This window comes from Mycobacterium sp. 4D054 (assembly GCF_052245755.1).
Taxonomy (GTDB): domain Bacteria; phylum Actinomycetota; class Actinomycetes; order Mycobacteriales; family Mycobacteriaceae; genus Mycobacterium.
The window spans coordinates 21,710-34,738 of record NZ_JBQQCF010000055.1 but is presented as its reverse complement, the minus strand read 5'-3'; the positions used below and the strand labels follow the sequence as shown (position 1 = coordinate 34,738).

At 57.6% G+C, this 13,029-nt stretch carries 11 protein-coding genes and 1 pseudogene; 5 read left to right on the top strand and 7 right to left on the bottom strand.

The window, feature by feature from the left end; all coding sequences use genetic code 11:
• Window positions 1-326: 326 nt before the first annotated feature.
• From ACTWP6_RS26205 to ACTWP6_RS26180, 6 genes and pseudogenes are all read right to left on the bottom strand, one after another.
• Window positions 327-437: a hypothetical protein gene (locus ACTWP6_RS26205; protein WP_443189210.1), complete on the bottom strand. Its 111-nt coding sequence runs from the start codon at window positions 435-437 to the stop codon at window positions 327-329.
• Window positions 438-601: 164 nt separating this feature from the next.
• Window positions 602-982 carry a hypothetical protein gene (locus ACTWP6_RS26200; protein WP_443189209.1) on the bottom strand — a complete coding sequence of 127 codons (381 nt, stop codon included), beginning with the start codon at window positions 980-982 and terminating at the stop codon, window positions 602-604.
• Window positions 964-1,149 (bottom strand): transposase, encoded by a 186-nt coding sequence (locus ACTWP6_RS26195; RefSeq protein ID WP_443189208.1) that lies wholly within the window; start codon window positions 1,147-1,149, stop codon window positions 964-966. Before ACTWP6_RS26195 ends, ACTWP6_RS26200 begins: the two co-directional genes overlap by 19 nt.
• A 100-nt stretch (window positions 1,150-1,249) precedes the next feature.
• A complete protein-coding gene (locus ACTWP6_RS26190) occupies window positions 1,250-1,957 on the bottom strand; it encodes an FkbM family methyltransferase (RefSeq protein WP_443189207.1) in 708 nt (235 codons plus the stop codon).
• 316 nt (window positions 1,958-2,273) lie between these two features.
• Window positions 2,274-3,950, bottom strand: a complete 1,677-nt coding sequence (locus ACTWP6_RS26185) for a right-handed parallel beta-helix repeat-containing protein (protein WP_443189206.1) — start codon at window positions 3,948-3,950, stop codon at window positions 2,274-2,276.
• A gap of 219 nt (window positions 3,951-4,169) precedes the next feature.
• Window positions 4,170-5,323 (bottom strand): annotated as a pseudogene (locus ACTWP6_RS26180) (IS3 family transposase).
• Between the two features lie 575 nt (window positions 5,324-5,898).
• On the opposite strand from ACTWP6_RS26180, the gene ACTWP6_RS26175 reads away from it, so the two are divergent.
• The 4 genes from ACTWP6_RS26175 (at window position 5,899) to ACTWP6_RS26160 (ending at window position 10,413) form a co-directional block, all read left to right on the top strand.
• The gene (locus ACTWP6_RS26175) at window positions 5,899-7,095 is read left to right on the top strand and encodes an oligosaccharide flippase family protein (RefSeq protein WP_443189205.1); all 1,197 of its coding nucleotides are present in this window, start codon (window positions 5,899-5,901) and stop codon (window positions 7,093-7,095) included.
• 396 nt (window positions 7,096-7,491) lie between these two features.
• Window positions 7,492-8,511, top strand: a complete 1,020-nt coding sequence (locus ACTWP6_RS26170) for an NAD-dependent epimerase/dehydratase family protein (RefSeq protein WP_443189204.1) — start codon at window positions 7,492-7,494, stop codon at window positions 8,509-8,511.
• The gene (locus ACTWP6_RS26165; RefSeq protein WP_443189203.1) at window positions 8,501-9,331 is read left to right on the top strand and encodes a WecB/TagA/CpsF family glycosyltransferase; all 831 of its coding nucleotides are present in this window, start codon (window positions 8,501-8,503) and stop codon (window positions 9,329-9,331) included. The genes ACTWP6_RS26170 and ACTWP6_RS26165 overlap by 11 nt, the downstream gene beginning before the upstream one ends.
• A 140-nt stretch (window positions 9,332-9,471) precedes the next feature.
• Window positions 9,472-10,413: a glycosyltransferase family 2 protein gene (locus ACTWP6_RS26160; RefSeq protein WP_443189202.1), complete on the top strand. Its 942-nt coding sequence runs from the start codon at window positions 9,472-9,474 to the stop codon at window positions 10,411-10,413.
• A 48-nt stretch (window positions 10,414-10,461) separates the two neighbouring features.
• On the opposite strand, the gene ACTWP6_RS26155 is transcribed toward ACTWP6_RS26160, so the two are convergent.
• Complete coding sequence (locus ACTWP6_RS26155) at window positions 10,462-11,790, bottom strand: UDP-glucose dehydrogenase family protein (protein ID WP_443189201.1); 1,329 nt, start codon at window positions 11,788-11,790, stop codon at window positions 10,462-10,464.
• A 469-nt stretch (window positions 11,791-12,259) separates the two neighbouring features.
• Between ACTWP6_RS26155 and ACTWP6_RS26150 the strand changes: the two genes are divergently transcribed.
• On the top strand, window positions 12,260-12,793 hold the full coding sequence (locus ACTWP6_RS26150) for an arsenate reductase/protein-tyrosine-phosphatase family protein (protein ID WP_443189214.1): 534 nt from the start codon (window positions 12,260-12,262) through the stop codon (window positions 12,791-12,793).
• Window positions 12,794-13,029 lie beyond the last annotated feature (236 nt).

The following is a 13,029-nucleotide window of genomic DNA, read 5'->3' as shown; positions in this document are numbered from 1 at the left end:
TCCTACCGCCAACGCACCCGACCCGGTCAGCTTGACCCAGAGGGACCCGACGAGCATCCTCGATAACGCGCCACGGTGGTCCCATCCCCCTGGCAATCAGGTGGTCCCATCACCCTGGCAAGCGACAAATTCTAAGCCGCGCCTCGCGTGCACCCGTACGTTCTCGTGATATTCCCGCAATTCCATACCGGGGCGGTTGTCAAGGGAAGTCATCGGTACCACAGAACACTCGTAAGAGAGAGAAGCGAAATTCGCCTTTGGAACGCGTACCCGCTAACGCACACTCGACGAGTATTCTTGCCTCGTGGGGGACATCCAGTCGACTTCTATCCAGCCATGTTGACTGCATTGTTGACCAGCGCAGTGTCAGGGGTGGTTGAGAAGGTGCGCGCCACAATCATGCGCGAAAAGCAGTCCAGGATCGCGCAACAGTACACTTTGTCGTCCCGCGCGGGGTGTTCGGTGATGTCCGTGCACCATAGTTCGTTGGGCCTGGTGGCGGTGAACCGCCGATTGACCAGGTCGACGGGGGTATCGACACCGATCAGGTTGGGCTTTCGCCGCCCAGGACGCGGTAGTCCGTTCAGGCCTTGCTCGGACGTTATTGAGTGAACGAGTTTGTGGTGACGTTCATGTCGTAGTCGGCCAGCAGCGCAGCGCGGACCCGTTTGCGTCCGTAGGTGCAGCGCGAACGTTGGTAGATCTCAGTGATCGTATCGGCAACAATTAGACGGCGCACTTCGCGGTCCGGGACCGACCTACGGCGATGATACTGCAGCAGTGATCGGGCTAATCCTGTTATCCGACAAGCAGATCGATCGGAGTGCCCTCGCGCGATCAGCCCCTCAGTGATCGCGCGTCGGCATTTTGGGGGCACCACCACCTGTTCGTCAAAGAGGGCGCATGCGTCGCGCGTCAGCGCCAGCTCAGCCTCGAGTTGGGCGATGGGCTTGTGGGCGGCGGCTAGTTCGTCGGCCTCCACGCTGGGGATGCCCTCGATGACGCGGCGTCGATGTGCGCTTGACGTTTCCAGCGGAACAATGTGGCCCGGCAGATTCCGGTCTCCTCGGCGACAGCGGCAACTGGTTCGCCTGACCGTAGCCGGGAGACGATTTGCCGGCATACCGATGATGAGTATTGACGGGGCATGTGACCTCCTGCTGATCACTCTGCCCTCGACTCTCGTAACGGTGGACCAACAACACGGGTACAGATCAGGTGGCCCAGAAACGGGGTATCGCCGAGAACCTCAAAGCCGTGTGTTGCGAAATCTGAGGTCGGCAAAGCGAACGACGCGGTTGCGATCGCCCTCCGCAGTTAATACGGAATCAAGTTCGAAGCCAATTGCGGCCAACTCCGATATCAGATCAAGGCACCGATAGCCGTCCACGAATCTCGGGGCAATGGAGGTCTCGGTAATCAGTACTTTCGTCCGCTTCAGGGTTTCCGAAGCTCCTCTCAGAACTTCCAACTCCCAGCCCTCAGTGTCCACCTTCAGCAGATAGGGCTCGTCCAGCTTGAGATCGGCGAGGAGATCGTCGAGCTTCTCGACCGGGATCGAACGAGCTTCCGTTTGATCGTACGGCGCTAAACCAGTCCGAGACGCGAGGCCAGACATGAGCAAGTTCTTCCCAACGGACATCTCAATTGACCCGCAGCTGGAACCTACGCCACATGTGAACGCGTGACCGCCTCGTTGAGAGACGATCTCTTCCATCGTTTCGCGATACTCGCGCAGAGGGTCGATCAGGACGAATGGAGTGCTAGGAAATGCTTCCAATAGCTCCTTTGTGCCCCACGCGCAGCCCACGTCGATCACGGTTCCAATCCCGTCGGCATTGCTCGCCCACGGCACCGTACGGGTGAGTTTGTAACCTGCCTTCGCTAGAGCTTTCGACAAGCTGGCTTTCGCGAGTGTTGATGCACGCCCTCTGACTCCACGAATCGACTGGTTCATGTGAACGACAATAGTTGACGGGTCGTGGGTTGGAAGCGGCTGCGGGCTGTGCTGGAAAGGTCGGATAGCACGACGCAGGGAGCTACTCCAGTCACGGGTGGGCGTCGCCGTAGCCGGACCCTCCGGGGATAAGCACAAGGCGGCACTGCTGCGTGCTCGAACGGGGATTCGGCGGGGACCGCGTTGGACGAAGAAAGCGGCCCCAGCACAATAGGCTCAGTGCCGCTCTCGTATAGGCTAGGTCTCGACTACCGCGTCGAGAAATGCTGATGAAGCCCGAAATTGAACTACTCAGGTGTTTTTTTGGAGGCCTTGGTCAAGAGGTGGTCACGACCCGATTGAATGCGATCCGCATGCCGAACTCCAACGGCGCCTCGGGCGCGGTATCGACAGCCACCTGTACAGACTCAGTATTGATCGCACTCAACCATATCTTTTTCGACGCACCCATCTCTCGCGGCGTGATGGTGACGTCCTGGCTGGTCAATTTCGGCGATACCGTTAGGGGGATTGTGTGCTTGACGGTCTTGCTCGTGGATTCGGGGCCCACCGTATCGGAAGTAGCCCACTCGATACCCCCAAGGTAAACAGTTTTAGGCCATTTGTGTATATAAAGCGTCCCATCGGCAAGCTCATTAGCGTCGTAAACCCAGTCTTCGCATCCCGGTTGCCCGGTCAAACCCACTCCGTGCTGGCCGAACTTCCTAATTTTGTTTCCTACAATGCGTAGACCGTTCAGTTTCGGGCCGGAGTCGCTGACACTAACTGAGATGCCCTGAGAGTCTTCCGCATTCGAGCCTACGAGGGTGTTCGCTTCGATCGTGATACCTTCGCCTATCGGGGCTTGGCCGTCTATGACATAGCGTGTCGACGCGGGATCGTTGTTTTCCAAACGGATCCCATAACGGTATGCGCCGTTCACAGTGTTATTGCGGACCATGATGTCACGGCCATATCCGAATAGCAGGATGGCGGCCAAAGGATGTCCGCCTGCCTCGACATCCTGGGAATCCATATTGAGGATGGAGTTGTTCTCGACAGTTACGTTTTCGTAAGGCCCCCGCCATGAAATGCGGACTGCGTTGACGCCGGCTCCGACAATTTGATTGCCAGAAACTAGGACATCGGAGCGCAGTACGTTGATACCAATCGACCGATCCCGCTTGCTTCGAAATCGAACGGTGTTGCCAGTGACTGCGCCACCCAACGATGAACTGGCATAGATGCCCGATTCCGTCGGGTGGCCTTTGACCACTATCGCACCCTCGTCCATGCCGACGTCCGTCAGAGTGTTGTTATTTACAGTGAACTGGCGAACCTTCAGGTAAATGCCTTCGCAATCCTCAGTTGAGGAACTCGTGAGGTTCTCAAGAATGTTGCCGCTAATCACAGCAGTGTCACCAAATACGGCGACCATGTTCGCCTCGTGGCCTGACCCTAAGGCGGCATTATATTGATCGTGAATGTGGTTCTCACTGATTACGTAGTCGCCGAGCCAATCCTCAGCGTCCCAATCTTTTCCGAACCGGATGGAATAGTGCTGCGTATTCCGTATTTCGTTACGCACTGCCGTGGCCCGTGAGGCGCGGCCCTGGAAATGGATACCCTGCCGCGAATCGGATATGATCGAATCTCGAACTTCCAGGCGATTGACTAGCACGCCAGCTGTCGTGGGAAAATAAGCTATCATGCCCCCCGATGGTGAATCTGTAAATGTAACTCGGTCGATGACGATGCTGTCGATTTCGTCCGTGTCGTTGTCATTGAATGCCACCAGTTTCGAGAACCCTTCGAACTCGATACCGCGAATCGTCAGAGAGCCGCCTGTGGCCTTTATAAAATCGACACCGCCGCCATTCATCTTGACCCGACCGTTTCCTACGATAGTTAAGTCGCCGCTTGAATGCGTTAGCGTCTCCCAATCATTTAGATCATATTCCCCCGGTGGAAGCTCAACTAAGCCGGAAGTTGTTTCCTCGATTAGTGTCGCCACCGCTCTCGCTGACGATTCAGGGGTACCAGCCGCAGTGCTACCCAGACTGCTGTTTCCGCAGCTCGCGTAAACAAAGATGACCATAAGGGCCGCGCCGGTCAGGAGCGAGAGCCGTCTTAACCTCACTGACCGGAGGGTAGTCACTCCATGGTGGCATCGCTAATTGTGCGGCGTCCGCGGGGACTGCCCCGGGTTCAGTTGACTCGCGGGGTGTGAATTTCAGGCTGCGGTTGCGACTGGTGTGTGGAGCAGTTCGAACTCTATCGGGGTGAGCCTGCCGAGTGCGCGTTGCCGGCGACGTCGGTGGTAGGTCCGCTCGATCCAGGTCACAATTGCCAGGCGCAGTTCGGCGCGGGTTGACCACCGCTTTCGGTCGAGCACGTTGCGTTGCGGCAGGGCGAAGAACGACTCCATGGCGGCGTTGTCACCGCATGCGCCGAAACGGCCCATTGATCCGTGTAATCCGTTGTGTGACAGAGCGTGGACGCACCTGCGTGACCGAAATTGGCTGCCTCTGTCGGAGTGGACGGTCGTCTCAACGGGTGAGCCCCAATGCCACGGCGTGATGCAGGGCGGTTACCGCCAGTGAGGGCTTCATCGGGGAGCCGATCGAGTAGCCCACGATTCGGTGGGAGAAGACGTATTTGATGGCGCAGAGGTAGAGCTTGCCTTCGTCGGTGCGGGGCTCGGTGATGTGGGTCAGCTAGACGTGGTCGGGGGCCTCGGCGCTGAACTGCCGCTGGACGAGGTCGTCATGCACTGGCGGTCCGGATCGGCGGTTCAGTCCACGTTTCTTGGCGAAGATCGACCAGATTCGTTCCTGCTAGCACAGCCGTGCGACACGGTTCTCGCCAGCGGTAATCCCACGTCCGGGAAGTTCGTCGGCGATGAACCGGTACCCGAAGGCCGGGTCGTCGGCATGGATGTCGCGTGCGGCGTCGATCACGTGTACGGCGTCCCAATCACGCTGAGAGATGGGCGCTTTGCGCCATTTGTAGAACGCCTGGGTGGAGAATCCCAGGACCCGGCAGGTCACCGCGACGGGCACGCCGTCAGCGGCAAGGCCACCGACCAGCGGGTACATCATTTTGGGTTGGCGTCCCGCGACAGATATCCGACCGCGCGGCGCATCACCTCGGCTTCCTGTTCGAGGAGTTTGATCCGCTCGTGGGCTTCGCGCAGCTGCGCGGCCATGTCGTCAGCGTTGGCCGGTGACGCGGGCTGGCTGCGGCCCGTCCTCGCGGTCGGCGATCTTCAGCCGGCGGTGCAGGCAGGCCTGCGAAATGCCGAAGTCTATGGTGCAGTGGCGCCTCGCCATAGCGGGCCACGGCGATGACGTCGGCGCGGAACTCGGCGGGAGACGGCTTCGGCACGAGGTTGATCCTTCCAGCAAGGACGAATCTTCCCAGGTCGGGAGTCAACCAACCGGGGCAGTCCCAGGTGTCTACTTCGTTGAGCCCGGTTCCCGTTGGCGACCGTAGGTGTGCACAAGCTCAGCAACTTGCCATCCCCGAAGCTCAAGATCACCACCTAGTGAACGGAATTAGCGCACCAGCGGTGTACGCCTCCCGGTTACCAGATGTCGATGACTGACCTGCACGGTTTGCCAACGGCCTTGGTAGGGTGCCATAAGGGGGGGCGACACGGCTTCCGTTTGAGCGCCCTAGGCTACATCCCTGCAGTTTCCTGACACCAATTCTCATTCCGGGAAAGGGAAGACCATTCGACCTTCGATGGTGGCGGTCGACTTGGCAACGACCAAAGCGGATGAGGCAATACTGACCGCTGTGAGTTGTATATCCGTCAGACGCGTCGTAAACCGTCGGCTGAAGGCGTCCTTGTGCTTCGGCAACGAACGACTGCGTCGCGTTGTCTTAACCGGCCATCCTCGCCGCATTGATGTTGCCGGAGACAGCACTCGTTTTTAGCGTGCGGGAGAAAGACTCGAATGATCAAGCATCTCGGCGGGATGGGATTCGCGCGCGGACTGCACGCATTGGCCCAAGCGGTCCTCTTCATCCTGCTCGCTCGCGACATCGGCCCCCAAGGGTTCGGCGTCATCGCGGCATTCCTGGTGGTGCACACGTCGGTCTTCTGGTTCGTGGGTATGGATACGCCGACGTATGTCGCGCGAAAGATGGCGCTTGGAGAGATCGGCAACGCCGTCGTATCAGTTCGTGTCAATGCAGCCTTGATGGCGTTGGCGATGGTGCCCGTAATGGCGAGTTGTGCTCTATTAGCAAGCCAAACTCTCCTTATGTTTGCGGTGATTGGAAATGCCGTCGCGGTGTGGAACGAGCGAGTTACTGAGAATCGTCTCGCCTTGGCTTACGGGGAAAAGCGAATCAAACCGGCGGTGATCACGTTAGTCGTGCGTTCGATGGTGCCGCTCGCCCTGTATCTCGGTCTCACCGCTACCGCTATTGGTGTAGAGGCGCTCATCGCCTTCGCAATTGCACGCGTGCTAGCAGGCGTCGCGAGTCAATCTCTCGGAGTCTTACTCATCCGCCTACCGGCAGCGAGCGAGTTGCCGCGCGCAACAACAGTTCTCCGCGAACAGGCTCCACTTGCGGCGAACTCAGCCATGAGCGGGATCCGCACACTGGACTCGGTCATCGTTATCGCCATTTCAGGATCTGTGGCCGCGGGCGTCTACTCAGCGGTTTCGCGCGTCGTCTCGCCGTTCAACACTCTAGTGTTGTCGATCGCGCCAGTATTAGTCCCGCGAGCAGCAGTCGCATCATCTGCCCGTGTGCGTCGCGCCATGGACGGGTTACTTGGCGTCGGGTTGGTCCTCTCAGCGGCGACGCTCTTGCTCATCCCCTTCACAGAATTTGTCGTGGTCTTTGTATTCGGCCCAAAGTTCGCAGGAGGCGGTGCGGTCTTGTTCTGGATGCTTCTGAGAGCCGGACCAATGCTGGCAACCCCATTAATGGGAGCCACGCTCCTGGCGAAAGGCCGGGACAAACTCGTAGCCATCAACAGTTTCGCGACGACGCTACTTCTGCTCGCTGCTGTCGCGGCCGGTGCACTTGCGGACGGTGCTACGGGGGCAGCCGCAGGCTTTGCCCTTGTGAGCCTTGTGAGGATGGTAGTGCTGTGGACTATAGGCCGCCGCGCACTGGCCGACATGCGCTCCGCATGAGTCATGTATGCCGACCTTCTATGACGGCTTCCGGATAACCTGCTTGAATTGCCTGAGGCAACTTTATGACATTTCTACTGCTCTCCGTTCGCCAGAAATCGAACGGTAAGCGCTACAGGCTTTTCTCCAAGGAACTTACAGTTCGAAACAGTATGCGATAATGCGGTGCCCGCCAGCGCGTGGTCACGTCGTCCCACTCTGAAGTTTCAGTATTATGGCAGTGAATCTCGGTCGGCCCGATTGAACGGGTGCAGGTTCTGCAGGACAGTTCTTCGGAGGCGTTGTGTACATGAGTTTGCGGGCCCGCGTGAGGAGGCACCGCGTGATATTTCGCTCACGAGGCGACATCGGAACCCTAGGACAGATGCTAGACCCTGAAGCGATAGGTGGTTTGAGGTGCGTGCGTTCGTAACTGGTACTGCAGGTTTCGTAGGATTTCACCTTGCTGAGCGCTTGGTGCGTGATGGACATCAAGTAGTAGGGTACGACGGGGCTACTCCCTACTATGATGTGGCCCTTAAGCGTGCTCGCTTAGCGATTCTTCGAGAATTGAATAATTATTCGCACATCGAAGCGATGCTTGAGGACGCCGATGCGCTCGAGAAAGCGGTCAGCGACTTCGAGCCGGACGTTATCGTACATCTGGCGGCCCAAGCCGGTGTCCGGTATAGCCTAGAGAACCCTGAGGCGTACGTGAGTTCTAACCTGGTCGGAACTTATAATTTGCTACAGGCTGCGCGCGCGGTGCCGCCCAAGCATTTCCTGTTCGCCTCCACTTCTTCTGTGTACGGCGGGAACGTTCAGATGCCATTCGCCGAAGCTGACCGCACCGATTTTCCTGTGTCGCTTTACGCTGCGACGAAGAAATCATGCGAGGCGCTAACGCACTCATACTCACACCTCTTTAATATCCCAACGACGTGTTTCCGGTTTTTCACCGTGTACGGACCGTGGGGCAGGCCTGACATGGCGCTATTCAAATTTGTAGAAAGCATCTTGGCCGGCAGGCCGATTGAAGTGTACGGGCAAGGCAGGATGCGCCGCGACTTTACTTATATCGATGATCTTATTGAGGGTATCGTCCTGCTAATCGGGTGTTCCCCTCAAATGGGAAACCCTATCGAGGGCAACGAGAATGGTGTCGTGGATTCCTTGTCTACCGTGGCGCCTTGGCGTGCCGTAAATATCGCGGGCGGCAACCCTGTCGAGCTGATGGACTTCATAGAAACGATTGAGCAGAATGTTGGCGTATCGGCGGACAAGGTACTCCTACCAATGCAGATGGGCGATGTCCGTGAGACTTTTGCCGACTCGCGTCTGCTGAAAGCGCTTACGGGCTTTCAACCCGCAATAAGTATCGACCAGGGTGTCCGACAATTCGTGAATTGGTATCGGGAGTACTACAATGTTGGATGATTATTACCAGCGTCCATCCCTCGAGTTGGTAACAATAGGCGGTTTGCCCACGGCAGTGGTCACGCGCCGGGAGCTCGCCGAATTGATGGCGGCTGACTGCGAGGAGGCGCGTCGGCAAAGTGACACTTGGCTCCCAAAATTAGTATTCTCCTCGAATGGTCAGGGATTAGCTTTATCGGGTCGCGATACTGAGTTCAAACGGGCGATGCTCGAAGCCGACATCATTCACGCGGACGGTATGCCGGTAGTGTTCGCTTCGAAGTTGACGGCGAAGCCGCTGCCGGAACGCATTTCGACTACCGACTTTTTCCACGACGCAGCACGGATCGCCCAATTGCGGAATCTGCGGTTCTTCTTTCTGGGCGCTTGTGAAGAACAGAATGAGGCAGCAGTGGCCGCCGTTCAACGTGAATACCCTGGGGTAACGATCGCTGGACGCCACCATGGTTACTTCACTCAGGGCGAAGACGAAAAGATATGTCAGCTCATTCGTGATAGCGGCACGGACGTCTTGTGGGTAGCCTTAGGAAAGCCGCGTCAAGAGTATTGGGCGGTAAGGAACCGCGAGAAGCTTGCCGGAGTGGGGTGGGTGAAGACATGCGGGGGTCTCTATTCATTTCTGGCGGGTGACGCGCCGCGTGCTCCTCAGTGGGTGCAGGTTGCTGGCCTTGAGTGGCTATATCGAACAATGGACGACCCGAAGCGTCTAGCCTGGCGTTACGCAACTACGAATCCTTATGCTGCCTACCGGCTATACCGCTATACCGAACGTGCGCCGAAAGATTCTGTCCTTATGCGCCGCGGAACAGCGGGGTCTTGACCTTCCGCCAAACTTCAGACTAGAAGAATACCTCAAGCTTTGCGCGGTCGAAATGGGCGTCGGGTCCGAGTTTCCAATGCACGACTGAATACAAGCCACCCACCATATCGTCCCGAAAAGGAAAGGTTAGCGACTGCACGATGGATTCACAGCCGAGCGCTCCGCTCTTTTCCGTGGTCATTCCGACATACAACCGGTCTGACCAAATTCGCGAGACTCTGCAGTCTGTTCAAGGGCAGACACTGCAAGATTTCGAGTGCATCATAATAGACGACGGTTCACAAGATGCGACCGCTCTTGCTGCGGTTGTTTCGAAGTTGGATGATGATCGCTTCGTGTACGTTCGACAAGAGAACTCGGGGGCCAGTAGCGCTCGAAATCGAGGATTTGATCTAGCGCGTGGCAAGTATGTTGCGCTCCTTGATTCTGACGACCAGTTTGTTCCTGAAAAGCTAGAAAAGGTCGCCGAGGTCATGAATCGATTCGAGAGCGACGTTCTAGTCTATTCGCAAATGATCGTGGAGCGTGGATTGGAAAAGAAGTGGATACGTCCCTCCCGCGGGCCTGCCGAAGGAGAACGGGTGGATGAGTATTTGCTATGCGCGGGAGGCACGATACGGACCTCTACCGTTGCTTTACCTGTGTCGGTGGCCCGATCTGTCCGATTCAACGAAACATTGCCTTCGTTGCAGGACACCGACTTTGCCATCAGAGTCGCTAATGCCGGAGTCCGGATCGAGTTTATCCAGGAGCCGCTCGTAGTTTTTGACGATAAGGTTGGTGCTTCACGGATATCGAGGAACTCTAACTACAAGCCGCTGCTTGAATGGCTGGACAGTATGCGGCGAAAACAAGTCTCCGAGCGTGCGTACTGGGCTGGGCGCGGTGGCCACTGTGCCCGTATCGCTTCTTACTCCAACCGTACTGCTGCTATTCGTTTGTACGCCCAAGCTGTCGCGCACGGAGCTTTTTCGTGGCGCCGAGCCGTCGTAATAGCCGCGCAAGTGATCGTTCCGTACCGGGCGTACCAGACAGTCGCCAATGGCGTCGTCAAAATACTCGGAAGACCAGCTGCGCAATGAAAACGTTGGGCTAAGAAAACGAATTGCCGCTGCACTCTAGGCTTGGTGCTATGGCTTTCCGATCCCTCTATACGTCCAGCCCGCGGTACGCCAGGTATGTGGATCCAGGCAGTTTCGGCCGTCGATAATTATCCGCTGCCGCGCAACCTGAGCCAGCTCTTCAGGCGCCAACGACACAAACTGTTTCCATTCGGTAAGGACCATTACGACATCGGCTCCTGCGCATGCAGTAAGCACATCTGCTGAATATTCTAACGTCGGAAATAGCTGACGAGCGTTCTGCATGGCTTCTGGGTCGTAGACGCTGACTGCTGCGCCCTGCAGCTGGATTTGTCCAGCGATGTTCAGGGCAGGTGAGTCTCGAACATCGTCTGAATCGGGTTTGAACGCGGCGCCGAGTACCGCTACCCGTGCTCCGATAAATGAACCACCCGCCGCCTCGCGTGCTAGCTCCACCATCTTGTTTCGGCGGCGCATGTTGATACTGTCGACTTCGCGTAGCAGGGCGAAAGCTTGTCCTGCGCCGAGCTCGCCGGCCATCGCTATGAACGCCCGTATGTCCTTTGGCAAGCATCCGCCGCCAAAGCCAATGCCCGCGTTCAAGAACCGGCGGCCAATGCGCGCGTCATGCCCAATCGCATCGGCGAGCACCGAGACGTCGGCTCCGGTTGCCTCGCAAACTTCGGCGATAGCATTGATGAACGAAATCTTCGTTGCGAGAAATGCATTCGCGGAAGTCTTAACGAGTTCAGCTGTCGCCAGATCGGTGACAAGGAATGGAATGTTCTCGTTCAGTTGAGCGGCGTAAACTTCGCGCGCAACTGCTTCTACGTTGCCCGACGTCGATGGTTCCACGCCCAACACAATCCTGTCCGGATGCAGAGTGTCCTTTACTGCAAACCCCTCTCGCAGGAACTCGGGATTCCAAGCGAGATCGACTTGTTCGCCCGCGGGGGCAAGTTCGCGTACGCGAGTCCTTAGCCGAGCCGCAGTTCCGGCGGGAACGGTGGACTTGCCGAAGATCACCGCCGGACTATTGAGGAACGGTCCTAAAGACTCGACTACCGAATCGACGTACCGCAGATCAGCGGCAAGCTCGCCATGTTTCTGCGGAGTGCCCACCGCGATGAAATGTGTGTCGGCAAAATCGGCAGCTTCTTCGTAGGAGGCGGAGAAGCGTAGACGCCCCGCATCTATATTGCGGCGCAACACCTCTGATAGCCCCGGCTCAAAGAACGGCAGTTCGCCGACGGCCAGTTTGGCGAGTTTGCCTTCGTCGATGTCCACACCGAGCACCTCATGGCCCAACTCGGCCATGCAGGCGGCATGTGTAGCGCCGAGATAGCCGGTGCCGAATACGGCGATTTGGCGACTCATTGATCCCTCCCAGTTGTCCCCCGGAGGTGATGCTAGCGGTCGACTCTCCGAACTTCTCCGTAAGCCCGCCATGCATCCCTCGCTGCAATTGCACCGAACCTTACGGGCACTTGATGAGATCGGTTGCGTCCTTATCGCTCTCGGAGCGCATCGTTACCCGACGCAAGGCTGTCGAATCGGCTCAGCCACCGATCGGCAATGCGAAGCAACTGAGCACCTTATCGGGGTCCTGCTGCGTCAATTAAGCAACTTTGGACGTCTAGCCGATACTTGACCAGGACTGCGGTTTACCTTGCGCACTGCTGGAACAGCAATTCTTGACGGCGACCAGCCGGTAGTCCCTCAGGCCCTAAGGCGACTGCCCGTCGACCGCCTCGGGAGTTCGGCTAATGCGCGAGTTCGACTAAGGTTTGAAGCTGGTCGTCGTGCCCGGCGTATCTTTAGTCGCTTCGATCTAGGGGGTCGTCTTCTGCACGTCCTATTCGTTTGCACCGGGAACATTTGCCGCTCACCCACAGCTGAGCGCTTGGCGGCCGCCTACGCAGAACAGATGGCCCTGTCCGGTTTCGTGGCTTCCAGTGCGGGGACACGCGCTGTCATCTCGCAGCCCATACATCAGGAGGCGGCCCGGGTTCTTGAGGGACTAGGTGGTAATGCCACCGACTTTTCGGCGCGGCAGTTGAGCGCCAGGATCGCGAATTCGTCTGACCTCATCTTGACGATGACCCGGGCTCACCGGGACCGAGTGCTGGAACTTGCCCCTAACAGATTGAAACGAACCTTTACGCTTGCGGAGGCCTCGCGGCTCGCGACCTCTCATGGAGCTGAGACGGTCGATGATCTTGCCCTGCTGCGGGGCGAGATGGCTGCGGATGAACGCCTCGACATCATGGACCCGATCGGTCACGGCCCACAGGTTTTCATCTCGGTAGGCCAGATCATCGCCGATCTGCTACCGCCGGTGCTTGGCTTGACTCTGCGGCCCACCGGCCAAAACCTCTGATTCCCTCAACAGGAGAGCAGCTACCGTTTTTCTCGCGAACTCTCGCAAAGAGAGATTGTTCGCCTCAGCAGCGGCTTTGTCACCATGAGCTTCGTGCATCAAACCTTGTCATCATTGCGGAATATCCACATTCATTATGAATGATCGAGGTCTTGGATGACTATCCTGTAAATTGCCGAGCGAACGCTGTCATCGTCTTGAGATACTTGCGGTCGATGGGATAAAGTTCCAGCGCA

Excerpts from the sequence above, each read along its gene's own strand:
- ACTWP6_RS26195 (WP_443189208.1), bottom strand. The coding sequence starts at position 1,149 with ATGCCCCGTCAATACTCATCATCGGTATGCCGGCAAATCGTCTCCCGG.
- ACTWP6_RS26190 (WP_443189207.1), bottom strand. The coding sequence starts at position 1,957 with ATGAACCAGTCGATTCGTGGAGTCAGAGGGCGTGCATCAACACTCGCG.
- ACTWP6_RS26175 (WP_443189205.1), top strand. The coding sequence starts at position 5,899 with ATGATCAAGCATCTCGGCGGGATGGGATTCGCGCGCGGACTGCACGCA.
- ACTWP6_RS26165 (WP_443189203.1), top strand. The coding sequence starts at position 8,501 with ATGTTGGATGATTATTACCAGCGTCCATCCCTCGAGTTGGTAACAATA.
- ACTWP6_RS26160 (WP_443189202.1), top strand. The coding sequence starts at position 9,472 with ATGGATTCACAGCCGAGCGCTCCGCTCTTTTCCGTGGTCATTCCGACA.
- ACTWP6_RS26155 (WP_443189201.1), bottom strand. The coding sequence starts at position 11,790 with ATGAGTCGCCAAATCGCCGTATTCGGCACCGGCTATCTCGGCGCTACA.